This window comes from Marmoricola endophyticus (assembly GCF_014644415.1).
GTDB classification, from domain to species: domain Bacteria; phylum Actinomycetota; class Actinomycetes; order Propionibacteriales; family Nocardioidaceae; genus Marmoricola; species Marmoricola endophyticus.
In genome coordinates, this window is the sequence record NZ_BMKQ01000001.1 from 2,975,096 (window position 1) to 3,000,334 (window position 25,239).

General features: G+C 73.0%; 20 protein-coding genes. 16 read left to right on the forward strand and 4 right to left on the reverse strand.

Annotation, left to right across the window (positions count from 1 at the left end; all coding sequences use genetic code 11):
* The first annotated feature begins 1 nt into the window (after window position 1).
* Genes IEX42_RS14625 through IEX42_RS14635 form a run of 3 tightly spaced genes read left to right on the forward strand, consistent with a single transcriptional unit; the run spans window position 2 to window position 3,127 of the window.
* Window positions 2-886 (forward strand): AAA family ATPase, encoded by an 885-nt coding sequence (locus tag IEX42_RS14625; RefSeq protein ID WP_188780430.1) that lies wholly within the window; start codon window positions 2-4, stop codon window positions 884-886.
* Window positions 883-1,998: a vWA domain-containing protein gene (locus IEX42_RS14630; RefSeq protein ID WP_188780431.1), complete on the forward strand. Its 1,116-nt coding sequence runs from the start codon at window positions 883-885 to the stop codon at window positions 1,996-1,998. Before IEX42_RS14625 ends, IEX42_RS14630 begins: the two co-directional genes overlap by 4 nt.
* A complete protein-coding gene (locus IEX42_RS14635; RefSeq protein ID WP_188780432.1) occupies window positions 1,991-3,127 on the forward strand; it encodes an XdhC family protein in 1,137 nt (378 codons plus the stop codon). Before IEX42_RS14630 ends, IEX42_RS14635 begins: the two co-directional genes overlap by 8 nt.
* Before the next feature lie 3 nt (window positions 3,128-3,130).
* On the opposite strand, the gene IEX42_RS14640 is transcribed toward IEX42_RS14635, so the two are convergent.
* From IEX42_RS14640 to IEX42_RS14650, 3 genes are read right to left on the reverse strand one after another with little or no spacing between them, the layout of a single operon-like run.
* On the reverse strand, window positions 3,131-4,540 hold the full coding sequence (locus tag IEX42_RS14640; RefSeq protein WP_188780433.1) for a YlbE family protein: 1,410 nt from the start codon (window positions 4,538-4,540) through the stop codon (window positions 3,131-3,133).
* An 8-nt stretch (window positions 4,541-4,548) separates the two neighbouring features.
* Entirely contained in the window at window positions 4,549-5,952 is a 1,404-nt protein-coding gene (locus IEX42_RS14645; protein ID WP_188780434.1) for an AllF/FdrA family protein, read from the reverse strand.
* Entirely contained in the window at window positions 5,949-6,629 is a 681-nt protein-coding gene (locus IEX42_RS14650) for an oxamate carbamoyltransferase subunit AllH family protein (protein ID WP_188780435.1), read from the reverse strand. Before IEX42_RS14650 ends, IEX42_RS14645 begins: the two co-directional genes overlap by 4 nt.
* A gap of 77 nt (window positions 6,630-6,706) precedes the next feature.
* Here IEX42_RS14650 and IEX42_RS14655 point away from each other — a divergent pair, with 77 nt between their 5' ends.
* The 11 genes from IEX42_RS14655 to IEX42_RS14705 all read left to right on the forward strand — a co-directional run bounded on the left by IEX42_RS14655 (window position 6,707) and on the right by IEX42_RS14705 (window position 21,040).
* A complete protein-coding gene (locus IEX42_RS14655) occupies window positions 6,707-7,972 on the forward strand; it encodes a PucR family transcriptional regulator (protein WP_188780436.1) in 1,266 nt (421 codons plus the stop codon).
* A 115-nt stretch (window positions 7,973-8,087) separates the two neighbouring features.
* Window positions 8,088-9,458, forward strand: coding sequence for a uracil-xanthine permease family protein (locus IEX42_RS14660; protein ID WP_229660884.1), 1,371 nt, complete (start codon window positions 8,088-8,090; stop codon window positions 9,456-9,458).
* Window positions 9,455-10,294, forward strand: coding sequence for an FAD binding domain-containing protein (locus tag IEX42_RS14665; protein ID WP_188780437.1), 840 nt, complete (start codon window positions 9,455-9,457; stop codon window positions 10,292-10,294). Before IEX42_RS14660 ends, IEX42_RS14665 begins: the two co-directional genes overlap by 4 nt.
* Entirely contained in the window at window positions 10,291-10,875 is a 585-nt protein-coding gene (locus IEX42_RS14670) for a (2Fe-2S)-binding protein (protein WP_188780438.1), read from the forward strand. Before IEX42_RS14665 ends, IEX42_RS14670 begins: the two co-directional genes overlap by 4 nt.
* A 3-nt stretch (window positions 10,876-10,878) precedes the next feature.
* Window positions 10,879-13,284, forward strand: a complete 2,406-nt coding sequence (gene cutA, locus IEX42_RS14675; RefSeq protein ID WP_188780439.1) for an aerobic carbon-monoxide dehydrogenase large subunit — start codon at window positions 10,879-10,881, stop codon at window positions 13,282-13,284.
* Window positions 13,281-13,934, forward strand: a complete 654-nt coding sequence (locus IEX42_RS14680) for an SRPBCC family protein (RefSeq protein WP_188780440.1) — start codon at window positions 13,281-13,283, stop codon at window positions 13,932-13,934. The genes cutA and IEX42_RS14680 overlap by 4 nt, the downstream gene beginning before the upstream one ends.
* Entirely contained in the window at window positions 13,931-15,322 is a 1,392-nt protein-coding gene (locus IEX42_RS14685; protein WP_188780441.1) for an amidase, read from the forward strand. Before IEX42_RS14680 ends, IEX42_RS14685 begins: the two co-directional genes overlap by 4 nt.
* Before the next feature lie 75 nt (window positions 15,323-15,397).
* On the forward strand, window positions 15,398-17,482 hold the full coding sequence (locus tag IEX42_RS14690) for a hydantoinase/oxoprolinase family protein (RefSeq protein WP_188780442.1): 2,085 nt from the start codon (window positions 15,398-15,400) through the stop codon (window positions 17,480-17,482).
* Complete coding sequence (locus IEX42_RS14695; protein WP_188780443.1) at window positions 17,479-19,437, forward strand: hydantoinase B/oxoprolinase family protein; 1,959 nt, start codon at window positions 17,479-17,481, stop codon at window positions 19,435-19,437. The genes IEX42_RS14690 and IEX42_RS14695 overlap by 4 nt, the downstream gene beginning before the upstream one ends.
* On the forward strand, window positions 19,434-20,108 hold the full coding sequence (locus IEX42_RS14700) for an SDR family oxidoreductase (RefSeq protein WP_188780444.1): 675 nt from the start codon (window positions 19,434-19,436) through the stop codon (window positions 20,106-20,108). Before IEX42_RS14695 ends, IEX42_RS14700 begins: the two co-directional genes overlap by 4 nt.
* Window positions 20,105-21,040: a carbamate kinase gene (locus IEX42_RS14705; protein ID WP_188780445.1), complete on the forward strand. Its 936-nt coding sequence runs from the start codon at window positions 20,105-20,107 to the stop codon at window positions 21,038-21,040. The genes IEX42_RS14700 and IEX42_RS14705 overlap by 4 nt, the downstream gene beginning before the upstream one ends.
* A gap of 132 nt (window positions 21,041-21,172) precedes the next feature.
* Here IEX42_RS14705 and IEX42_RS14710 read toward each other — a convergent pair whose 3' ends face one another.
* On the reverse strand, window positions 21,173-22,339 hold the full coding sequence (locus IEX42_RS14710) for a CaiB/BaiF CoA transferase family protein (protein ID WP_188780446.1): 1,167 nt from the start codon (window positions 22,337-22,339) through the stop codon (window positions 21,173-21,175).
* Window positions 22,340-22,611: 272 nt separating this feature from the next.
* Between IEX42_RS14710 and bar the strand changes: the two genes are divergently transcribed.
* Both bar and IEX42_RS14720 read left to right on the forward strand, forming a co-directional pair.
* A complete protein-coding gene (bar, locus tag IEX42_RS14715; protein ID WP_188780447.1) occupies window positions 22,612-23,733 on the forward strand; it encodes a barbiturase in 1,122 nt (373 codons plus the stop codon).
* Window positions 23,730-25,220 carry a carboxyl transferase domain-containing protein gene (locus tag IEX42_RS14720; RefSeq protein ID WP_188780448.1) on the forward strand — a complete coding sequence of 497 codons (1,491 nt, stop codon included), beginning with the start codon at window positions 23,730-23,732 and terminating at the stop codon, window positions 25,218-25,220. Before bar ends, IEX42_RS14720 begins: the two co-directional genes overlap by 4 nt.
* Window positions 25,221-25,239: the final 19 nt, after the last annotated feature.

Genomic DNA, 25,239 nt, shown 5'->3' on the forward strand with positions numbered 1-25,239 from the left:
CATGGACTCCCCGGAGCAGGTCGCGCGCGCCCTGGCGACGACCGGCTACTTGTGCGACGAGGACCTCGCCACGGTGACCTACCTCGCCGGGGCGATGGAGCGGCCGCTGCTGCTGGAGGGCGAGCCGGGCACCGGCAAGACCGCGCTGGCCGAGGCGCTGGCCGCCGTCGACGGCGTCCCCCTCATCCGGCTGCAGTGCTACGAGGGCATCGACGCCTCGCAGGCGCTCTACGACTGGGACTTCCCGCGCCAGATCCTCCACCTGCGGACCCTGGAGGCCGCGGCCGGCGACGGCAGCCTGGACGCCGACGAGGCCGAGAAGTCGTTGTTCGACGACCGGTTCCTGCTGGCGCGCCCGGTCCTCCGTGCGCTGCGCGAGTCCGTCGGTGAGTCCCCGGCGGTGCTGCTCGTCGACGAGATCGACCGCGCCGACGACGAGTTCGAGGCGTTCCTGCTCGAGGTGCTCTCCGGGTGGTCGGTGAGCATCCCCGAGCTGGGCACGATCAGCGCCGCCACACCGCCGCGCGTCGTCCTCACCTCCAACCGCACCCGCGACCTGCACGACGCCCTCAAGCGGCGCTGCCTCTACCACTGGATCGACCACCCCGGACTCGAGCGCGAGGTCGAGATCGTCCGCTCGCGGCTGCCCGAGGTCACCGCCGAGCTGGCGCGGCAGGTGGTCACGGTGGTGCAGGGCCTGCGGGACGAGGGTCTGCTCAAGCCGCCGGGTGTGGCCGAGACCATCGACTGGACCCGGGCGCTGCAGCGCCTCGGCACCCAGGAGCTCGACCTCGCCACGGCGGCGCGCACGCTCGGCGCGGTGGTGAAGTACCGCGAGGACACCGACCGGGTGAAGCACGCCCTGGACCGGATGCTGGCCCGATGACGGCCGAGGTGGTTCGACCGCCGGAGGAGATCCTCCTCGGTTTCGCCCGTGCGCTGCGTGCCGCCGGGCTCCCGGTCACCCAGGACCGCTCGGCGGCGTTCGTCACGGCCAGCTCGCTGGTCGGCCTGCGCGACGCCTCCGGGGTGTACGTCGCCGGCCGCGCCACCCTGTGCGCCGGGCCGGACGACCTCGAGCGCTACGACCAGGTCTTCCACGCGTGGTTCGGCGACGCCGAGGGCACGCCCCGCGTCGTACCCCGCGAGCAGCCGCGGCAGGTCTCCTCGCCGCTGCCCCTCACCGACGACTCCGGGTCCGGCGGCGCGGAGGACGAGGCCGAGACCGTCGACGCGGCCGCGTCCGAGGCCGAGATCCTGCGCCACCGCGACGTCGCCGCCCTCAGCGCCGACCAGAAGGCCCTGCTCGACGCGATGATCCGCGCCCTGCGGCCGCGGCCGCCACGACGGCGCGCCGCGCGACGTACCCCGTGGCGGCGCGGTGACGTCGACGTCCGTCGTACCCTCCGCCGCAGCCTGCGCCACCTCGGCGAGCCCGTCCGCATCGAGCACCACCGCCGGCACGTGCGCCCGCGGCGCGTCGTGCTCCTCGTCGACGTCTCGGCGAGCATGCGGCCGTACGCCGACGCGCTGCTGCGGCTGTGCCACGTCCTGGTCCGCACGGGTGCGCCGGTCGAGGCGTTCACCCTGGGGACCCGCTTGACCCGGATCACCGCCGCGCTGTCCACCGCGGACCCCGAGCGGGCGCTGGTGCGCGCGGGCGGCGAGGTCCCCGACTGGTCGGGCGGGACCCGGCTCGGTGAGACGCTGCAGGCGTTCCTCGACCGGTGGGGCGCGCGCGGGATGGCGCGGGGGGCGGTCGTCGTGGTGCTCAGCGACGGCTGGGAGCGCGGCGACGCGGCACTCCTCGGTGAGCAGATGCGGCGACTGCGCCGGCTGGCGCACCGGGTGGTGTGGGTGAACCCGCACCGCGGCAAGGCCGGCTACCAGCCGGTGCAGGGCGGCATCGTGGCGGCGCTGCCGCACTGCGACGCCCTGGTGGCCGGGCACTCGCTGCGGTCCTTCGAGCAGGTCCTGGAGGTGGTGGGCGATGCGTGAGGTGCTGCCCGAGCTGATGCGGTGGTACGACGCCGGCGAGACGATCGGCATGGGGACGGTCGTCGCGACCTTCCGCTCCGCGCCGCGCCCGCCGGGTGCGTCGATGCTGGTCGGTCCGGCCGAGGAGGCGGTCGGGTCGGTCTCCGGGGGCTGCGTCGAGGGCGCGGTCTACGAGCTGGCCGGGTCGGTCGTCGAGGACGGTACGCCGGTCCTCCAGCGCTACGGCGTCTCCGACGACGACGCCTTCGCGGTGGGGCTGACCTGCGGCGGGATCCTCGACGTGTACGTCGAGAAGGTGGACCGCGAGAGCTTCCCCGAGCTGGCCGAGATCGCCGAGGACATCGAGAACGGCCGCCCCGTCGCCGTGGCCACGGTCGTGGACCACCCGGACCCGAGCTGGGTCGGGCGGCGGATGACCGTACGCCCCGAGGAGGACGGCGGGCACCGGGTCACGGGCGGCATCGGGAGCCCGCGGGCCGACGCCGCCGTGGCCGACGACTCCCTCGGCCTGCTCGCGCAGGGTCGCAACGCGACGCTGACGTACGGCCCGGACGGCGAGCGGCGCGGCGAGGGCATGCGTGTCTTCGTCTGGGCCTTCGCGCCGCCGCCCCGGATGCTGGTCTTCGGGGCCATCGACTTCGCCGCCGCGGTGGCGCGGGTCGGATCCTTCCTCGGCTACCACGTGACGGTCTGCGACGCGCGGCCCGTCTTCGCCACCGCGACCCGCTTCCCCGAGGCCGACGAGGTCGTCGTCGACTGGCCGCACCGCTTCCTCACCGCGCAGGCCGAGGCCGGGGCGATCGACTCCCGGACGGTCATCTGCGTCCTCACCCACGACCCGAAGTTCGACGTGCCGCTGCTCGAGGTCGCGCTGCGCCTGCCCGACGTCGGCTTCGTCGGTGCGATGGGGTCGCGGCGCACCCACGAGGACCGGGTGACCCGGCTGCGCGAGATCGGCCTGACCGAGGAGGAGCTGGCGCGGCTGTCCAGCCCGATCGGCCTCGACCTCGGCGGTCGTACGCCCGAGGAGACGGCCGTCAGCATCGCCGCCGAGATCATCGCCACCCAGTGGGGCGGCTCGGGCACCCGGCTGCAGGAGTCGTCCGGGCGGATCCACGGGGAGGGCTGAGCGTCAGTCGTCGACGCGATCCCGGGCCCGCTCGGCCAGGCGCGACAGCGCCAGGGGGAAGATCTCGGCGGGTGGCGTCACCAGCCCCGCGCCGACCTGCCCGACCCCGGCCACCGCACCGGCCATCCCGGTGTTGATCTGCGGGAGGATGCCCGTGCGGCACACCCGAGTCACGTCGATCCCGGTCGGCGTGCCCTGGAACTCCAGGACCGGCACCGACCAGCGCGGGTTCTCGCCCAGCGTGATCTCGTGCATGCGTCGCGTGGTCGCCAGGGCGTCCGGGACGGACCCGCCGACGAGCCGGACGATCGCGGGCGCCGTGGCCATCGCGAACCCGCCGATGCCCGCGGTCTCGGTGATGGCCGAGTCCCCGATGTCCGGGTTGGCGTCGCTGCGGTCGTAGTCGCCGAGGTAGAGCCCCTCGGCCACCTGCGCGGGACCGGTGAACCACTCGTCGCCGGTGCCGGCCACCTGGATGCCGAAGTCGGTGCCGTTGCGGGCCATCGCCACGACCATCGAGGAGCCTTCGATGCCGCGAGCGGCGTCCAGGGCGAGCTTGCAGGCCGGCATCGCGAGGTTGAGGAAGAAGTGGTCGTTCCCGCCGATGAAGCGCAGGGCCTCCGCGACGTGCGTCGCCTCGCCGCCGGAGGTGACCATGGCCGGGGCCAGGTCACGCATCAGCATCAGCGTGCCGGCACGGTTGCGGTTGTGGGCTTCGTCCCCCATCTGCAGCATCTGGGTGAGGATCCCGGTGACGTCGACCGGCCCGACGCTGTCGCGGGTGGCCCTGACCGAGGCCTGGAGGAGGGGACCGAGGACCTCCGACATCCAGCGCAGCCGCTCGAGCACCTCCGGGCCGTACGCGCCGTACCGCAGGACCTTGCCGAGGCCCTCGTTGAGCGAGCAGTAGGTGCGCCTGCCGGTGGCGGTGTCCTCGAGGACGAACATCCACATCGACGGCGTGACGACGCCGGCCATCGGTCCGACGGCGGAGCGGGAGTGGCAGGGGGCCAGCGACACGCCCGACCCCGACTCGAACAGCGTCGGTGCCTCCTCGGGAGAGGCGCACAGCCCCTCGAGCGCCGCACCGCCCATCAGCGCACCGCGCATCGGGCCCGATGCCCGCTCCCAGGTGATCGGCGGCCCGGCGTGCAGGAACTCCCCGGGCTGGAGGCCGACGGCCTCGGAGGCGGGCAGGACGTCGACCAGCCGCGCGGTGACGCCGAGCACGGCCTGCAGCGCCCGGTCGTTGGCTCCCGCGCGAGCGGGGTCGCCCACCACGGTGGCGAGGTCGCCGGCGGTTCCCGGCATCGGCGGCTGCCAGTCGACCCGCGTGACCTCGACCGCCTGCGCCGACACGGCGTCGGCGAGCAGGTCGGCGCCGACGTTGATGACTGAGGGGACCGTACTCATCGCTGCACTCATCTCTGGGCTGCCTCCACGATCTCGACCGCACGCCGGGTGGCGTGCGCGTTGGACAGGTGCACCTCGGCGCCAGCCGACGCGAGCGCGTCGACGGTGCGGGCGAGGTCCTGGGGGTCCGCGGCGGTGCCGACGACGACCGCGACGACAGGCCGCTCGATCTCCGCGAGGACCGGCGCGAGCACGGCCGCGGGATCGGCCTCGGCGCCGTGGCCGAGGACCACGTCGAGCAGCAGCACGGCGGTGTCCGGGTCCGCCCCCGCCTCGGCCAGGTGCTCCAGCCGCAGGGTGGGGTCGATCATCGGGTGGGCGCGCCCGGTGGTGTAGGCGTCGTCACCGAAGTCGACGAAGGTGTGCCCGCGGTCGCCTCCGAGGCGGTCCGTCGCGATGATCCGCGCCTCGGAGGCGAGCGTCCCGCCGACGAAGAGACCACGCAGGAAGGTTCCGCCGGACGCCGTGGCGGCGCCGGTGACCGGCCAGGAGGGGACGGTGCGCCCCAGTCGCTCCAGCACGCGCTCCACGGCAGCGGTCAGGTCGGGCTGTCCGCTGCCGAGCAGGGCGAGCTCGACCGGGGTCGTGAGCCGGGAGGCGTGCTCGTGCACGGCGACGGCGACGTCGGGTGCGGGAGGCTTGGAGACCACCAGGGCGAGCTCGACGTCCTCCTGGCGCTCGAGGCGGTCCAGCGCCTCCCGGGTGGAGCGGCCACCGACCTCCGCGGAGAGGTCGCGGCCACCGACGCCCCAGGCGTAACGCACGCCGACGCCGGCGTGGTCGAGCAGGGCGAGGACCTGCTGGCAGCCGGTGCCCGAGGCGGCGACGAGGCCGACAGGTCCGGGCGAGACGACGTTGGCGAACCCGAGTCCCACCCCGTCGACGACCGCCGTGCCGCAGTCGGGGCCCATGACGAGCCGGCCGCGCTCGGCCGCCAGCGTCTTGAGCCGGACCTCCTGCTCGACGGGGACGTTGTCGCTGAAGAGCATCACGTCGCTGTCGGCCTCCAGAGCGTCGACCGCCTCGACGAAGGCGTTCTCGCCGGGCACCGAGACGACCACGACCGACCCCGCCGGCGCTCGGCGCTCGGCGCTCGCCACGGTGCGGGGCGGGGCGACCTCCGTCGTGCCGCTCTCGCGTCGCGAGGCGCTGCTGAGGGCCTCGTCGACCGCGGCGAGGGCCGCGTCGAGCGACGCCGCGGTCTCCAGCCGGAGGGCGACCACCATGTCGTTGCTGGTCGTCTCGCCGGGCACGTCGAACCCCATGGAGGCGAGCACGTCGACGTTCAGCGCCGTCGCCATGGCGACCTGGGCGGCGAGCACGCCGTCGACCGCCTGCACCGTGCGGCTGACTTGCAGGAGGGTGACGGAGTCGGCGTACGCACCGGCTCGGACCTCGACGTGGTTGGTCATGCTGCTCCTCGGTGGGTGGGGGCCAGGGGACGAAGGTGGGCGAGGGCGAGGCGAGCGCCCTCGAGCAGGCCGCGGCCGGAGGAGTGCCCGACGCGGACGAGGTCGGCCGCCCGCGCGTCCTCCTGGTCCGTGCCGACGGCGCTCAGCCAGGCGGCGAACTCCGGGAGGACCTCCCCCCGACCCGCGCACTCCAGCAGGGCCCTCGACAGCGCGGTGGTGCGGTGGGCACAGGCGGCGATCGCCGCGTCCACCGCGGGGGTACGCAGGCCGGCGGCGCGGTGCGTGGCCAGCCAGCCGCACAGCACGTCGTCGCCGTAGGGCGTCAGCCCGTCGCCGCGTCCGACCATTGAGGCGACGTCACCCGGTGCGGGCGCGGGCGTGGACGTCGCGCAGGCGAGCCGAGGCACCGACACGTCCACGACCCGGCGGACGGGGAACGCCTCGTCGTCGAGGTGCAGCACGCCCGCGTGCACGTGGGCGGTCGTGGCCTCGAGCGAGTCCCGCACCGTGCGCAGACCGCAGGGGACCGCGCTGGCGTGCTTGGACAGCACCCCCACGCAGCGACCGGAGATCTCGACGTAGATCGCCAGGTGGCCGGGGTGGAGCAGCGGGACGGCTCCGTCGGGCGCTGCCGCCACGAGGTCGCGCATCCACACGGAGGCGCTGGCGGGTGTCATTCCTCGACGCTATTGCGGGGCGCTAGCGTTTGCCGACGTGCAAGGTTGCCAACGACGGCGGACGAGGAGCGCAAGACTTGATAAGCGGTGAGCGGGAGGAGCGGGCCAGCGCCGCCCTGGCCCGGGTCGACGCCCTGCACACCGGGCTGACCGAGATCGCTCTCGAGGGCGGAGAGCTGTCCGGCATCGCCGCCGAGGTCGGGCGGGTGCTCGAGGTCGGGGTGCTCTTCACCTCGACCGACGGCCGGGAGCGGGTGGGCGCACTGACCGACGAGGTGCGGGCGCTGCTCAGCGCCAGCGACCTGCTCGACCCGACAGGACGGCTGCGCACCGAGCGGATGAGCCGACCAGCGCCGGTCGGTGCGGGAGAGGCCCGGGCCCTGCGGGTGGCTGCCGGGGGCGTGGACCTGGCGCGGCTGGTCTGCGTGCGAGCCGACCGCCCGCTCAGCCCCGACGACGTCCACGGCCTCGAGCGGGCGGCCGCCGTCGCGGCGCTCCTGATCTCGCGGCAGGAGGCGGTGACCGCCGTCGAGAACAAGTACCAGGGGGACTTCCTGCGCGACCTGCTGCTGCGTCGCAGCGCCGACCCGGCGTACGTCGCTGAGCACGCCGAGACCTTCGGCTGGGACCTCGACCGCCCCATGGTGGTGGTGGCCGCCGAGATCGACCCGACCCACGACGAGCCGGTCGCCAGCCCGGAGCGGCGCGCCTGGCAGGACCGCTTCTCGGCGGCGTGGCGACAGGTGAGCGCCACGCTCGGCGACGGGATCGCGTCGGTCGACTTCTCCTCCGAGGTCGTCACGCTGCTCCCCGTCGACGCCGACGACCTCGACCCCCTGCCGGGCCAACGGGTCGTGACCCGCGCGGTCACCGCGATCGCCGGGGACAAGGGAGGCGGGCGGCGACCGTTCGCCGTCGGGGTGAGCCGCATGACGCGCTCGATCGCGGACCTGCCCGAGGCCTACGACCAGGCGCGCCGCGCGCTCGAGGTCGGCGTCCGCGTCAGCGGCGTCGGCTCGACCTCGTTCTTCGACCAGCTCGGTCTGCACCGGCTGATCGCGCTGATCCCGGACTCGAGGGAGCTGCGCTCCTTCGTCGGCGACGTCCTGGGCCCCCTGGCCGACGACAGCGAGGACGCGCAGGGGCTCCGGGAGACCCTGCAGGTGCTGCTCGACGTCAACTTCAACCTCGCCGAGGCCGCACGCCTGCAGTTCTTCCACTACAACACGATCCGCTACCGGCTCTCCAAGCTCGAGCGGCTGCTGGGTCCGCTGTCGAGCGACCCGCACCTGCGCCTGAACGTTGCGGTGGCGTTACGTGTGTATGACCTCGCCATCACCTGACAGTCGGCTGCGCCGTCCTTGGGCAGGTGTTGACATGGGGGACGTGAGCCACGACTCATTACGTTGAGGTCTCTCGCGATGCGGCCCCCCGCCGCCGGCCCCGAAGGGTGAACCAATGTCAATGTTCAAGTGGGACGTCGTCGATCCGGAGCCCGGTCAGGCGGTGGGGCCGAGCCAGCGTCTGCCGTGGGGCAAGACGATCGGTCTGGGTGCACAGCACGTCGTGGCGATGTTCGGCGCCACGTTCGTCTTCCCGCTCGTGATGGGCCTCGACGCCAACCTCGCCATCATGTTCTCGGGCATCTGCACGATCCTGTTCCTCCTCGTGTGCGCCAACCGCGTCCCGAGCTATCTCGGGACCAGCGCCAGCTTCGTGGCCGGCGTGGCGGCCATCCGAGCGCAGGGCGGCGACTCCGCCCAGGTCACCGGCGCGATCCTGGTGGCCGGCCTGGTGCTGCTGGTCATCGGCGTGCTGGTGCACTTCGCCGGCGCGGGCGTGATCCACCGGGTGCTGCCGCCGGCGGTCACCGGCGCCGTGGTCATGCTGATCGGCTTCAACCTCGCGCCGGTCGTGGCCGGGACGTACTGGCCGCAGGACCAGTGGGTCGCGCTGCTGACCACGACCTTCCTCGTCGCGGCCTCGGTGATGCTGCCGGGCTTCCTCTCCCGCGTCGCCGTCGCGCTCGCGCTCGTCTTCGGCTACCTGGTCTCGTGGGCGTTCGACGGCATCTTCGGGCCGATCACCTCGGTCCTCGGCGGTGCCACGGACGCGACCACGCACGACCGCGTCAGCTGGGCCGGCGTCCAGGCGGCCGACTGGATCGGCCTGCCCAGCGGCACGCTCGCCGATGGGGTGAGCGTGGTGCACGGCCCGAGCTTCTCCCTGAGCTTCATCCTCCTCGTCCTCCCCGGCGTCATCGCGCTGATCGCCGAGAACACCGGCCACGTCAAGGCCGTTGCGGAGATGACCGGGCAGGACCTCGACCGCTACATGGGCCGTGCGATCGGCGCCGACGGCGCCGCCACCGCGCTGGCCAGCCTGTTCGGCGGGTCGCCGACCACGACGTACGCGGAGAACATCGGCGTGATGAGTGCGACCAAGGTCTACTCCACCGCCGCCTACTACGTCGCGGCGGTGGTCGCCATCCTGCTCGGCCTGTGTCCCAAGTTCGGGGCGGTCGTCAACGCCACGCCCGGCGGAGTGCTCGGCGGCATCACCGTGGTGCTGTACGGGATGATCGGCCTGGTCGGCGCCAAGATCTGGGTGGAGAACAGGGTCGACTTCGGGAACCCGGTCAACCTCGTCGGCCTGGCCGGCGGGATCATCGCCGGCATCGGTGGCGTGAGCCTGAAGTTCTCCGACAACTTCTCGCTCAGCGGCATCGCCCTGGGGACGATCATGGTCATCGTCTACTTCCACCTGGTGAACCGTCGCGGCCCCGTCGTCGCCGAGCGGACGTCCGGCGAGGTGACCAAGGCGCTGTGAAGCCCGCACCGTTCGCGTACGTGCGCCCAGGCACGCTCGCCGAGGCCGTCGCCGCGCTGGCCGCGGACCCGGGCGCGAAGGTCCTCGCCGGGGGTCAGAGCCTGGTCCCGCTGCTCAACATGCGCCTGGCCGCGCCCACCGCGCTGGTGGACATCAACGCGATCCCCGGCCTCGACGAGATCACCGCCGAGGCCGGGGGAGTGCGGATCGGCGCACTCGTCCGGCACGCGGCGGTGCTGGCCTCGCCGCTGGTGCGGCGCGTCCAGCCGCTGCTGCACCTCGCGCTGGACAACGTGGCGCACGCGACCATCCGCAACAGGGGCACGACGGTGGGATCGCTGGTCCACGCCGACGCCGCCGGCGAGATGCCGGTCGTGCTGCGGCTGCTCGGCGGCTCGCTCGACGTCGTGGGACCGGACGGCCCGCGGACCATCCCCGTCGAGGAGCTCTACGTCGGTCCGCTGGAGTCCACGGTGCGCCACGACGAGGTCGCCGTGTCGGCGTTCGTGCCCGGCCTGGCGGCGCACGCCGGGGTGGCCTTCGAGGAGCTGGCCCGACGCCAGGGCGACTACGCCCTGGCCGGGGTGGCGGCCGTGGTCGAGGGGGACGTCGTGCGCGCCGGGTTCCTCTCCGTCAGCGACCTGCCCACCGTGGTCGACCTCAGCGGCGTCGCAGCCGAGGACATGGCCGACCTCGCCCTGGCGTCGCTCGATCCCGTGGGCGACATCCACGCCAGCGCCGACTACCGCGCCCAGCTCGTACGCGTGATGACCCCCAGGGTCGTCGCCACCGCCCGCGAGCACGCCCGTACCCGCACCCAGGGAGGCACCCGATGACCGAGGACCTGCACGACGTACGCCTCATCGTGAACGGCGTCCACCGCGAGCTCCGGGTGCCCGCCCGGCGCCTGCTCTCGGACGCGCTGCGCCACGACCTCGGGCTGACGGGGACGCACGTCGGCTGCGAGCACGGCGTGTGCGGCGCCTGCACGGTGCTGGTGGACGGCGCACCGGTGCGCGCGTGCCTGCTGTTCGCCGTGACCCTGGACGGGCACGAGGTGACGACCGTCGAGGGCCTGACGCGCGACGACGGCTCGCTGGGCCCGGTCCAGCAGGCCTTCGCCGAGTGCCACGGTCTGCAGTGCGGCTTCTGCACACCGGGCTTCCTCACGACGATCACCGCGGGCATCCGGGCCAACCCCGACCCGACGCACGAGGAGGCCCGCGAGATCGTCGCGGGCAACCTGTGCCGCTGTACCGGCTACCAGAACATCGTGGCCGCCGTGGAGCGCGCCGCCGAGATCGCGCGCGAGGACGTCCCGGGCGACGTCCCGGCGCCGGCCTCGCCGCCGCAGGACGGGCAGCTCGGCGTCGAGGACCGGACCGAGGACCAGGCGACCACCGGTCTGGGGGGCTGAGCGGTGACCACCAAGCTGATGGGGCAGAAGGTCCAGCGGGTCGAGGACCAGCGCTTCCTGCGCGGGCAGGGGCGCTACACCGACGACGTGCTCGTCACCGCGAGCGGCGCCGGCGTGCTGCACGCCGCGGTGCTGCGGTCTCCGCACGCCCACGCGCGGATCCTCGACATCGACGTCGAGGCGGTCCTCGACGCCGAGGGCGTCCACGCCGTGTGGACCTACGAGGACCTGCAGGGGCCGATGGCCGAGCCGCTCCCGCTGCTGATCCCGCACCCGGCGCTCACGCACGGGCGCACCCAGTTCGCACTGGCGAGGGACGAGGTGAACTACGTCGGCGAGGCGATCGCCTTCGTCGTCGCCGAGGACCGCTACCTGGCCGAGGACGCCGTCGCCCTGATCCGCGTCTCCTACGAGACGTTGCCTGCCGTCGTCGGCGTCGAGGCCGCACGTCGCGCCGAGCACCTGGTCCACGACGACGTGCCGGGCAACGTCGCCGCGCACCTCGACCAGAGGGTCGGCGACGCGCCCGCCGCGATCGCCGCCGCTGCGCACCGCCTCGAGCTGGACCTCAGCATCGAGCGCAGCGCGTGCATGCCGATGGAGGGCCGGGCCACGGTGGCCCGCTGGGACCCCGACACCGATCGGCTCCAGCTGTGGACCTCGACGCAGACCTCGACCGGGGTCCGGGCCGCGGTCGCGGTGAAGATGGGCCTCGACCTCGGGCAGGTCGACGTGATCACCCCCGACGTGGGAGGCGGCTTCGGCGTCAAGATCAACCACCCCTGGCCCGAGGAGGTGCTGGTGCCGATGGCGGCGCGGGTCCTCGGCCAGCCTGTGAAGTTCACCGAGGACCGGCGCGAGCACTTCATCTCCTCCGCCCACGAGCGCGGCCAGGAGCAGCACATCGAGGTCGGCTTCGACGACGAGGGACGGGTGGTCGGGCTCGACGTCCGGTTCTGGCACGACAACGGCGCCTACACGCCGTACGGGCTGATCGTCCCGATCATCACCTCGACGCAGCTGCTCGGGCCCTACAAGCCGGGCAGCTACCGGGTCCGCTTCGACTCGGTCTACACCAACACCGTGATCGTCACGCCCTACCGCGGCGCCGGTCGTCCGCAGGGCTGCTTCGCGATGGAGCGCACGATGGACGCGATCGCGGACTACCTCGGCAAGGACCGCACCGAGGTGCGCGCGGTCAACTTCATCCAGCCGGAGGAGTTCCCCTACGACCACCAGCTGGTGTTCCAGGACGGGCGGCCGCTGGTGTACGACTCCGGCGACTACCCGGCCTCGCTGGAGAAGCTGAAGCGGCTGGTGGGCTGGGACGAGTTCCCCGCCTTCCAGCAGGAGATGGCGGCGCAGGGGCGCGAGGTCGGCATCGGCCTGGCCTGCTACGTCGAGGGCACGGGCGTCGGGCCGTACGAGGGCGCCCACGTCCACATCGAGACCTCCGGCAAGGTCAAGGTCGCCATCGGCCTGACCACTCAGGGCCAGGGCCACGCCACGGTGTTCGCCCAGCTGGTCGCCGACGAGCTGGGCGTGCGGATGGAGGACGTGGAGGTCGTCTCCGGCGACACCAGGCGGATGGCCTACTCGGTCGGCACCTTCGCCTCCCGTGCCGCGGTGATGAGCGGCTCCGCGGTGCACCTCGCGGCGAGGCGCGCGAAGGAGAAGGCGCTCAAGGTCGCCGCGGACGCGCTCGAGGTGGACGAGTCCGACCTCCAGATCGTCGACGGGGTCGTGTCGGTCAAGGGCGCGCCGTCCAGCGCGATCGACCTCGGCACCGTCTCGGTGCTCTCGAACCCGTTGCGCTACGCCTTCGACGAGGCCTCCCAGGCGGCCACCCAGTTCTCCGTGGGGGACCCGGGCAAGCCGCCGGTCGCCGAGGACGACGAGCCGGGCCTGGAGGGCAGGGACTTCTACAGCCCGGACCGGGCGACCTTCGCCTCCGGGATGCACGCCGCGATCGTCGAGACCGACCCGCGCACCGCCGAGATCACGATCCTCAAGTACGCCGTGGTCCACGACTGCGGCACGATCATCAACCCGATGATCGTCGAGGGACAGATCCACGGCGGCGTCGCCCAGGGGATCGGCGGAGCGCTCTACGAGAAGATGGCCTACGACGAGTCGGGGCAGCTGCTCAACGCCTCCTTCATGGACTTCCTCATGCCCTACGTCACCGAGATCCCCGACGGCATCGATGTCGACCACCTGGAGACGCCGTCCCCCCTCAACCCGCTCGGCATCAAGGGTGCGGGCGAGGCCGGTGTCATCCCCACCGCCGCGGCGATCGCCTCCGCGATCGAGGACGCCGAGCGGCACTCGCGACCGTCGATGTCCATCGCCGCGATGCCGATCTCCCCCTCCGAGCTGTACACCCTGCGACAGGAGCACACCGCATGAAGATCAGTGGGTCCAACACCCTCGCCTTCCCCGTGGGGCAGGTGTGGGACGCCCTGCTCGACCCCCGCGTGCTGGTCAGCACCATCCCCGGGTGCGAGCGGCTCGAGACGACCGGTGAGAACGAGTACGCGATGACCGTGACCGCCGGTGTCGCCTCCATCAAGGGCACCTACGCCGGGTCCTGCGCGCTGCAGGACCTCGTGGAGCGCGAGTCGCTGGTGATGAAGCTCAAGGGTGCTGGGGCGCCGGGCACCATCGACGCCAGCGTCGAGGTCGCGTTCGCCGACCTGGGAGAGGACGGCACCCGCATCGACTACCAGGCCGACGCCACCGTGGGCGGCATGGTGGGCGGTGTGGGACAGCGGATGCTGACCAGCGTCTCGAAGCGGATGGCCGCCGAGTTCTTCGGCAACGTCGCCGGCGCGATCGGCGCACCGCAGGCCGCGGGCGCACCCGAGGGCGCAGGCGCGGCCCCCGTGGCCACGCAGCCAGACGCGGCCGCGCCGGCGACCACGTTCACGCCACCGGCGAAGCGCGCCGCGGCATCGTCCGTGGGATCCTCGGCCGACTTCCTCAAGGGTGTCGGGACCGGCGCCGCGCTGGTGCTGGTCGGAGTGATCGTCGGCTCCCGGGTCGGTCGGCAGCGTTGAGCGACGACGTCGGCGTCGACTCCACCGCTCGCGAGCAGGCGGCCGCGGTCGCCGAGCGGCGGATCTCCGCGCGCGAGCTGCTCGACCTGCACCTGACCCGCATCGCCGAGCGCAACCCGGAGCTCAACGCGATCGTCTCGCTCGACGAGGAGCGGGCCCGTACCGGGGCGGCCGAGGCCGACCGCACGCTGGCCGCGGGGAGGCCGACCGGGCCGCTGCACGGCCTGCCGTTCGCGTTCAAGGACACCCACGCGGTCGCGGGCTGGCGCACGACGTACGGCTCGCCGCTGATGGCCGACAACGTCCCCGAGCAGGACGAGCTGATCGTCGAGCGCGTGCGTGCCGCCGGGGTGGTGGTGATCGGGAAGACCAACGTCCCCGAGTTCGCCGCCGGGTCGCACACCTTCAACACCGTCTTCGGGACGACCCTCAACCCGGTCGACCCGACCCGGTCGGCCGGAGGGTCCAGCGGGGGCGCCGCGTGCGCGCTGGCCAGCGGCATGGTGCCGCTCGCCGACGGCTCGGACATGGGCGGCTCGCTGCGCAACCCGGCGTCCTTCTGCGGCGTGGTCGGGCTGCGGCCGTCGCTGGGGCGGGTGCCGGAGTGGCCGCACTACAACCAGTGGGAGACCACCTCGGTCGGTGGGCCGATGGCGCGCAACGTCGGTGACCTCGCGCTGCTGCTCTCGGTGATGGCCGGTCCGGACCCACGGGCGCCGCAGGCGCTCGGGGACCCCGGGTCGGTGTTCGCCGCCCCGCTCGGGGGTTCCCTCGACGGGCTCAGGGTGGCGCTCTCGCCCGATCTCGCAGGCACCATCGCGGTCGACCGCGAGGTGGCCCAGATCGTCGCCGGCAGCGCCGGGACCTTCCGCGACGCCGGGGCGCGGGTCGTCCACGAGCAACCGGACCTGGCCGCCGGTGACGCGGTGTTCCGCACGCTCCGGGCGTGGCACCTGCACGCCAAGCTCGGCGCCCTCCACGCCGCGCACCCCGGTGCCCTGAAGACCTCTCTCGCCGACAACATCGACGCCGGGGCTCCGCTCACCGGTGCCGACGTGGCCGCTGCGTACGCCGGTCGCACGATGCTCTCGGAGCGGATGCGGGTCTTCTTCGAGACCCACGACCTCCTCGTGCTGCCGGTCTCGCAGGTGCCCCCGTTCCCGGCCGACCAGGAGTTCCCGAGCGACATCGACGGCGAGCCGATGCAGACCTACCTCGACTGGATGCGCGCCGCCTACCTGATCACGGTGACCGGCTGCCCGGCGGTGTCGGTGCCCTTCGGGCGCACGGCCACGGGCCTTCCGGTCGGGCTGCAGCTGGTCGCCGCGCACGGCCGCGACCGGTTCCTGCTCCAAGCGGCCGCCGCGTTGGAGTCGGCCCTGGCATGACCTGCCCGAGAAGGGCCCTCCCGTAGGCAACTTCTGCCGTGGATGCGGGCTCGGGGGTGGGCTTGACTTCAGCACATGGCGACAGCGCGGGACATCCGGATAGGCATCGACACCGGCGGGACGTTCACCGACGTCGTCGCCTTCGACGAGAGCAGCGGCGAGCTGGTCACCACCAAGACCCCCTCGACGCCGAGCAACCCGGCCGACGGCTTCCTCGCGGGGATCGACAAGGTGCTCGGGCTGCTCGGCGCCGGCGGCGAGACGATCGACGCGGTCAGCCACGGCACGACCGTGGCGACGAACCAGCTGCTGGAGGGCAAGGTCGACCGGCTCGGGTTCCTCACCAACACCGGCTACGAGTCGATGCTCGAGATCGCGCGCCAGTCCGTCCCCGACGGGTACGGCAACTCCTACTTCTGGGTCAAGCCGGACCGGATCGTGCCGCGCGAGCTGGTCAAGGGCGTCGAGGGCCGCATGGACGTCGACGGGCAGGAGGTGCGGCCGCTCGACGAGGCGGGAGCCCGTGAGGCGGTGCGCTGGTTCCGTGACCAGGGCATCGACACGCTCGGCGTCTGCTTCCTGCACGCCTACGCGAACCCGGCCCACGAGGACCGCGTCCTGGAGATCATCCGCGAGGAGCACCCCGCAGCGACGGTCTCGCTGAGCAGCGCGGTGCTGCGCGAGTACCGCGAGTACGAGCGGGCGATGACCACCTTGGTCGACGCCGCCGTGAAGCCGCGGCTCTCGGCGTACGTCACCAACATCAAGACCCGACTGAGCGCCTACGACGACCGCGAGATCCCGTTCTACGTGATGAAGTCCAACGGCGGAGTGCTCAGCGCCGACGAGGTCGTGCACCAGCCGATCACGACGGTGCTCTCCGGACCCGCCGCCGGTGCGCTCGGGGCCGCGATGATCGCCCAGGTCGCGGGCTTCGACAAGGTCCTCACCTCCGACGGCGGTGGTACGTCGACCGACGTCTCGGTGGTGATCGACGGCGAGCCCACACTGACGACGGAGGGCTCGGTCGGAGCGTTCCCGTCGAAGATCCCGATGATCGACGTGGTGACCGTCGGTGCCGGCGGCGGCTCGGTCGCGTGGCTGTCGCCCGAGGGCACGCTCAAGGTCGGCCCGCACTCTGCCGGCGCCGATCCCGGCCCGCTGTGCTACGCCAAGGGCGGCACCGAGGTGACGATCACCGACGCGCACGTCTTCCTCGGCCGGATCCCCCCGCACCTGCTGGGCGGCGAGATCCCGCTGGACACCGAGGCGGCGGCCAAGGGCATCGAGGCCCTCGCCGGCGAGCTGGGGCTCACCCCGGAGGCCTGCGCGACCGGCGTGCTCGAGATCTCGGCGTGGAACCAGGCCAACGCGTTGCGCCAGGTGACGGTCAAGCGGGGGCTCGACGTCCGTGACTTCACGCTGACGACCTTCGGTGGCTCCGGCTCTCTGCTGCTGTGCCGGCTGGTCGACGTGCTCGGGCTGCGCGCCGTGCTGGTGCCGCCCAACCCGGGCAACGTCTCGGCCTTCGGGCTGCTCACGGTCGACGTGAAGAACGACTACGTGCAGACCCACGTCGCGCTCCAGGAGGCCCTGGACCCCGCCGACGTCGGGCAGACCCTCGACGCGCTCACCGTCAAGGCTGCGGGCGCCCTGAGCACCGAGGGCTTCGTCGAGGCCGAGCACCAGTTCGTGCGCACCGCCGACCTGCGGTACTTCGGCCAGGCATTCGAGGTGCGCGTCGCGGTCCCGGACGGACCGGTCGACGCGGCCGTGCTCGCCGAGGTGGCCGACCGCTTCCACGCCGAGCACCGTGCGCTCTACGGCTACGACTTCTCCGCCGACGCCTCCCAGCAGGTCGAGTGGGTCAACCTGCGAGTCTCGGGCATCGGCCCGATCCAGCGTCCGGAGATCGCCCGGCACGAGCTCGGCGACGGCACCCTGCCCCCGGAGAGGAGCCGCCGCGGCGTCTGCTTCGACGCCGCCGACGGCTACGTCGACACCCCCGTGCTGTGGCGTCCCGAGCTGGCACCCGGCTCGGTGGTGCACGGCCCGGCGATCATCGAGGAGTTCGGCTCCACCGTGCCGCTGCACCCGGGCTTCACCGCCCGCGTCGACGAGTACCTCAACATCATCGTGACCCGGGAGACAGACCAGTGAGCACCGCACAGAACCCCAGCCCCACCGCCAGCCGACGCGCGCCGACCGAGTTCCCCTTCGCCCACCTCACCGCCGACGCCGGTGCGAGCGCCGACCCGGTGCTCGTCGAGATCGTCCAAGGCTCGCTGGCCAGCGTCGAGATGGAGGTCGAGACGGCCATCGGCCGCACCAGCCGCAGCCCGATGATCCGCGACGCCCACGACTTCCGCGCGGGCATCCACGACCGTCTGCTGCGCAAGCTTACCGGACGCTCCTACTCCGCGCTGGTGCACCCGGTGGCCCGAGACTTCCCGATCGAGGAGATGCGCGAGGGCGACGTCTTCTTCCACAACGACGTCTACCGCTCTGAGGGCGGCATCGGCCACCTGCCCGACCTGTGCGTGACGGTGCCGGTGTTCGCCACCGTGGCCGACGGGCAGCGCCGGGTCGTCGCATTCGTCCAGGCGTTCGGCCACCACGACGACATCGGCGGCGCCGTGCCCGGCTCCATGCCCTCGCACGCGACGAGCGTGTTCGAGGAGGGCCTGATGGTCCCGCCGATCCGGTTGTGGGACGCCGGCGTGCCGAACCGTGCCGCCCTGTCGATCATGACCCGCAACTCGCGGATGCCCGACTCGCTGGCCGCCGACCTCGACGCCGAGTGCTCGGCCTGCCTGATGGGTGCACGCCGCCTGGGCGAGCTCTTCGACCGCTACGGCGTCGAGACCGTCGAGTCGTGCTTCGACGCGATCATCAGCCGCACCACCGAGACGTACCGCCGTGAGATCCTCGGCAAGATCCCGGTCGGCACCTGGACGTGGGAGGACTACGCCGAGCACGACGGCGTCGAGGACCCGATGCTGCACACCCAGCGGATCACGCTGACCCGTACCTCGGCCGAGGACCCCGACGGCGAGCGGCTGATCCTGGACTTCGCCGGCACGAGCGCCCAGGCGAAGGGCCCGATCAACCACTGCGGCGACCACAGCGACGGCGTCTTCCTCAAGAAGTGGCTGGCCCCGATCCTGCGCAACCTCGCCGACACTCCCGAGCGGATGGCCGAGCTCGACGTGAACGAGGGCATCGTGCCGCTGATCGAGATGCGTTTCCCGCCGCCGGGCACGTTGCTGACCCCCGTCTTCCCGGCGCCGACGAACGCACGCACGTTCGTGATCCTGCGCCTGCTCGGCGTGCTCGCGGGGGTGGTCGCGAAGGCGGTCGACGGCAGGATGCCGGCCGACCAGGAGACGATCCGGTACACCGGCGTGTACGGCGAGGACCACGAGGGCAGGCCGTACCTGATGCGCGAGGTGCTCGGAGGCGGCTCCGGCGGCCGCTACTACGCCGACGGGGAGGACACCATCCACGTCGTGCCCGACTCGCGCAACCTGCCGACGGAGTTCACCGAGGCCCGGTTCCCCTTCCGGGTCGAGGCGCTGACCCTCGCGACGGACAGCGGCGGTGCGGGCAGGTTCCGTGGCGGCCTGGGCTACGAGAAGCACATCCGGATGCTCAAGGACGGCCACTTCATGTCCATCGCCGACCGCTCGATCCTGGCCTGCTGGGGCGTGAAGGGCGGGCTGGCGGGCAAGCCGTTCCAGGTGACCATCGACCCGGGCGGTCCGCGCGAGCGCGAGGTCGACGCCCTGGCCGACGACGAGCCGGTGCAGGCCGGTGAGGTGATCCGGATCCGGACGACCGGGGGTGGCGGCTGGGGCTCACCGCTCGAGCGCGACCCTGCGACGGTGGTGCGCGACGTGGTGTGGCGCAAGGTCTCGCCGGCTGCGGCTCTGGCCGACTACGGCGTGGTGCTCACCGGCTCGCTCGCCGACGACACGCTCGACCACGACCCGGCCGCCACGGCGGCGGAGCGCGCGTCGCGACCGGCGCCGTCGGAGGCCTTCTTCGACCGAGGCCCGGGCTACGCCCAGCTGGCAGGGGGCGCGGCCCACGCCGAGGTCGATCTGCTGCGATGAGAGTCGGCATCCTCGGCGGCCACGGCAAGACCGGTCGCTCCGTGGCGGCCGCACTCGAGCGCCGCGGAGTCGCGGTCCGCCTGCTCGGCCGCGCCGACGGGCCGCAGCTGGCCGAGCGGTTGGCGGGCTGCGACGCGGCGTACCTCATCGCGCCGAACCTGCACCCCGACGAGCCTGCGTACGTCACCGAGGCGCTCGCCGCGCTGACCAGGGCCGGGGTCGGTCGGGTGGTCTACCACTCGGTGGCCTCGCCGTACGTCCCGCAGATGCCGCACCACCTGGGCAAGGCGGTCTCCGAGGACGTGGTCCGCCGCTCCGGGCTCCCCTGGACGATCCTGCAGCCCGGGGCGTACCTGCAGAACCTCGATCTCGGTGCCGACGTCGAGGTGCCCTACGACGTCGACCGGGTCTTCGGCCTGGCCGACCTCGACGAGGTGGGGGAGGCCGCCGCCACCGTGCTCGTCGAGCCCGGCCACGAGGGCGCGACCTACGAGCTGGCGAGCCGGATCGCCTCGGTGCGTGAGCTCGCCGAGGAGGCGGGCGTCCGTGCCGTCCGGGTCGAGGACAGCGCACCGGCCCCGCTCTCGGCGATGTTCGCCTACTACGACCGGCACGGGCTGCCGGTCGGCACCCGCACCCTGACCATGCTCCTGGAAGGCGCACCACGATGAGAGTCCTTCTCGCCCTCGGCGGCAACGCCATGACCAGCACGGACGGTCGCGCTCGGCCCGAGGACCAGATCGCCGCCGCACAGGTGGCGATGTCCTCCGTCGCCGAGCTGCTCGAGCACGACGTGGACGTCGTCGTCACGCACGGCAACGGTCCCCAGGTGGGCAACCTGCTGGTGAAGAACGAGCTCGCGGCGGCGGTGGTGCCGCCGGTCCCGCTGGACTGGTGCGGTGCGCAGACGCAGGGCACGCTGGGGTTCGTGCTGGTCGACGCGCTCGAGGCGGCCCTGGACGCGCGTGGTGTCGACCGGAGAGCGGCGGCGGTGCTGACCCGTACGCTCGTCGACCGCGACGACCCGGGCTTCGCCTCGCCCGCGAAGCCGATCGGACGCTACCTTCCCGCGGAGGAGGCGCGGCTCCTGGTCGAGCACGGCGAGACCTGGGAGGACCGCGGCGAGAGGGGCTGGCGGCGCGTGGTCGCCTCGCCCGAGCCGAGTGAGATCCTCGACGCCGAGGCGGTGCTGGCGCTGTGCGCGGCCGGGTTCGTGGTGATCGCCAACGGTGGAGGCGGCATCCCGCACGTGCGCGGGTCCGACGGGCGCCTGCAGGGCGTCGAGGCCGTGATCGACAAGGACCTCGGCGCCGCGCTCCTGGCGCGATCGGTGGCGGCCGACGTGCTCGTCATCGCGACCGACGTGCCGCACGCGGTGCTGCACTGGGGGACGTCGCAGGCCCGCGAGGTGGGCACGGTGACGGTCACCGAGATGCGTGCCCTGGCTGCCGAGGGGCACTTCGCCTCGGGATCGATGGGGCCGAAGGTGGACGCCGCCTGCCGGTTCGTCGAGCAGGGCGGCGGCCGGTCGGTGATCACCAGCCTGGACCGGATCACCGACGCGGTGACCGGGACGGTCGGCACGGCGATCCTGCCCGGCTGAGTCGGCGACCTCCGGCGCCCGGCGCGCTCTGCCGACCACCGTGCGACCCCGCGGGTCGACTCCGTCGGCAGCGGCAGCGGCAGCCGCTGAGCGGGGTTGCCGCGAGCGGACCGCTGCCGGTCGCCCGCCCGCTCAGTCGTCCAGCCACCGCCTGATCGCCGGCCCGTGCTGGTCCAGCGTCGGCGGGGCGACGTGCTCCGCGCGGCCGCCGCTGTGGCTGTTGTCGTCGAAGCGCAACGGCGAACCAGGCAGCCGGACCTCGCCGAGCGTCGGGTGGTCCACCTCGATCAGCAGTCCCTGCGAGTGCACCTGCTCCCAGGCGTAGACGTCGTCGATCGTGCGGACCTTGCCCGCCGGGACCCCGGCCGTCTCGAGCAGCTGCAGCCAGTGCTCGGCCGGCTCCGTGGCGAACAGGTCCTCCATCCGCGCGACGAGGTGATCGCGGTGGGCGACCCGCTCGGGGTTCGTGGCCAGCCCCTCCTGGGTCGCGTCCCAGCCGACGGCCTCGCACAGCCGGCGCCAGAGGCCCTCGGACCCGCAGGCGATCTGGATCGGGGCCGAACCGGTGGCGAACATCCCGTACGGCGCGATCGAGGGGTGGTGGTCGCCAGCCAGGCCGGGCACCTCGCCGGCGACGGTCCACTTGGTCCCCTGGAAGGCGTGCACCCCGACCATGCCGGCCAGCAGGCTCGTACGCACGACGCGACCACGGCCGGTCCGCTCGCGCTCGTGCAGCGCGGTCACCACGCCGTAGGCGCCGTTCATGCCGGCGATCAGGTCCGCGATCGGGACCCCCACCTTGGTGGGCCCGGCGGTGCCCGTGATCGACATCAGCCCGCCCTCGCCCTGCGCGATCTGGTCGTAGCCGGCGCGCCGGGCCTCGGGGCCGTCGTGGCCGAACCCGGTGATCGAGAGGACGACGAGGCGCGGGTTGAGCTCGTGCAGGCGGGCCACCGAGAAGCCGAGGCGGTCGAGGACCCCGACGCGGAAGTTCTCCATCAAGACGTCGGCCCGCTCGACGAGGCGGGCGAGCACGTCCTGGTCCGCCGCCTGCTTGAGGTCGAGGACCATGGACTCCTTGTTGCGGTTCGCCGAGAGGAAGTACGTCGACTGGCGATCGTCCTCCGGCCCGACGAAGGGCGGTCCCCACGACCGGGTGTCGTCCCCGGCCGGGGACTCGATCTTGACGACCCGTGCGCCCATGTCGCCGAGCATCATGGCGGCGTGCGGGCCGGCCAGGGCCCGCGTCATGTCGAGCACGAGCACGTCGGCGAGCGGACCGGTGGGATTCTCAGCCATGCCAGGGACGCTACGACCGGCGCTCCGCGACGCCCTATGGCCATGTCTGACAAGGCTTGCGTGCCTCGTGGGCAACCTCTGCCCGGCGGGCGATGCCGACCGGGCGGTCGCGACCCGGTGCCGGCTCTGCTGGCAACACCTGCCAAAACCCTCCGGTTCGGCCCGGGGAGGTGCGACGTACCCCGTGCCGCCCGCCGTGGGGAGGATGAGGCGGAGCCGACCCGTCGCCGACGTGCGACACGACCCGAGAGCCACCACAGACGGAGGAACCCATGCCCAGCGCCATCGAAGTACGCAAGGTCCCGATCCACTCGGTGACCGACGCCAGCGGGCTCCTCGAGCTCATCGACGACGGTGTCCTCGCACCCGAGCGCGTGATCGCGATCATCGGCAAGACCGAGGGCAACGGCGGGGTCAACGACTACACCCGCATCCTCGCCGACCGAGCCTTCCGCGAGGCGCTCGTCAGCCGGGGCGCCGACGCCGAGCAGGTCAAGGAGATCCCGATCGTCTGGTCGGGTGGGACCGACGGCGTGATCAGCCCCCACGCGACGATCTTCGCCACCACCGACGCCGAGCCGGTCGACGAGCCGCGCCTCAGCGTCGGCTTCGCGATGAGCGAGGTGCTCCAGCCCGAGGACATCGGACGGGTGGCGATGGTCTCGAAGGTCGCCGACGCGGTGAAGGTCGCCATGGAGCGGGCCGGCATCTCCGATGCGGGCGACGTGCACTACGTGCAGACCAAGACCCCGCTGCTGACGCTCTCCACCATCGAGGACGCCAAGTCGCGGGGCAAGGACGTGTTCACCGAGGACACGCTCTACTCGATGGACGTGTCCAACGGCGGCACCGCGCTCGGCATCGCCGTCGCGCTCGGCGAGATCGACATGCCGAGCGACGAGCAGGTGCTCAAGGACCGCACGCTGTTCTCCTCGGTCGCCTCGTGCTCCTCCGGCGTCGAGCTCGACCGGGCCCAGGTCGTGGTCGTCGGCAACGCGACGGGCATCGGCGGTCGCTTCCGCATCGGACACTCGGTCATGGACGACGCCCTCGACGCGGACGGCATCTGGGACGCGATCCGCGACGCCGGTCTCGACCTGCCCGAGCGGCCTCGCACGAGCGATCTCCAGGGCCGGCTGGTCAACGTGTTCCTCAAGTGCGAGACCTCGCAGGACGGCCAGGTCCGAGGTCGCCGCAACGCGATGCTCGACGACTCCGACGTGCACTGGCACCGCCAGATCAAGGCGGCCGTCGGTGGTGTGACCGCCTCGGTCACCGGGGACCCCGCCGTGTTCGTGTCGGTCTCGGCGGCCCACCAGGGCCCCGACGGCGGTGGCCCCGTGGCCGCGATCGTCGACCTGGGCGACGAGCCCACCGGCTACACCGCGCCGTGAGCCGACGCCTCGGCGCCCAGGAGCTGATCGACCGGGTCCTCGACGCGGGGTCGTGGGTCTCCTGGGACGCCGAGGCGGACGAGCCGGCCGAACCCGGGTCGGCGTACGCCGCAGAGCTCGCCGCCGCCCGCGCGCGGGCGGGGACGGACGAGTCGATCATCACCGGCCGTGGCACCGTCTCGGGCCGACCGGTCGCCGTCGTCGCCAGCGAGTTCGGCTTCCTGGGCGGCTCGATGGGGCGCGCCGCCTCGGCGAGGCTCCACGACGCGGTGCGGCGGGCGACCCGCGAGGGCCTGCCGCTGGTCGCGGCTCCCTGCTCGGGGGGCACCCGGATGCAGGAGGGGACCCCGGCGTTCCTCGGCATGGTCAAGGTCGCCGCGGCGATCACCGCGCACCGCGGGGCGGGGCTGCCGTACCTGGTCTACCTGCGCCACCCCACGACCGGCGGCGTCTTCGCCTCCTGGGGTTCGCTGGGTCACTTCACGGCCGCGGAGCCGGGCGCTCTCGTCGGCTTCCTCGGGCCACGGGTCTTCGAGGCGCTGCACGGCCGGCCCTTCCCGGAGGGCGTGCAGACGGCGGAGAACCTCCTCGCCCACGGTCTCCTCGACGCGGTCATCGAGGTCGACGACCTCGCCCAGGTCGCCAGCCAGGTCCTCGACGTGCTGATGGCTCCGCGGGAGGTCGTGCCCGTACCGCCCGGGTTGCCGCTCGAGGACCTCGGGACCGCCGACGCCTGGGAGTCGGTGGAGCGCTCGCGCCGGCCGGACCGACCAGGGGTCCGCGACCTGCTCCGGCGGGCGGCCGACGTGGTCATCCCGCTGAGCGGCACGGCGCAGGGCGAGGTCGACGACACGATGCTGCTGTGCCTGGCCCGCTTCGGCACGACCTCGTGCGTGGTGCTCGGTCAGGACCGGCGGCACCAGAGCGGCACGACGTCGCTGGGTCCGGCCGGGCTGCGCGAGGCGCGCCGCGGCATGTCCCTGGCCCGAGAGCTCGGTCTGCCGCTGGTCAGCGTCATCGACACCGCGGGTGCCGAGCTCAGTCGTGCTGCGGAGGAGGGAGGCCTGGCGGGTGAGATCGCGAGGTGCCTCGCCGAGCTCGTCGTGCTCGAGGCGCCGACGCTGTGCCTGATGCTGGGCGAGGGTGCCGGCGGCGGGGCGCTCGCCCTGCTGCCGGCCGACCGGGTCGTCGCGGCCGAGCACTCATGGCTCTCACCGCTGCCCCCGGAGGGCGCGGCCGCCATCCTGCACCGTGACGTCGGGCGGGCTGCGGAGGTCGCGGCCGCCCAGCGGGTGTCCACCCGCGACCTCCTCGACCTGGGCGTGGTGGACCGGGTCGTCGCCGAGCCCGCGGACGCCGGGCAGGACGCCGAGGTCTTCTGCGACCGGCTGGCTCTGGTGCTCCAGCACGAGCTCGCCGTGCTCGTCCGCGTCGATCCCCGAGACCGGCTCCGAGACCGGCTGGAGCGGTACGCCCGTCTCGGCTAGGGAGCCACGCGGGCGACGG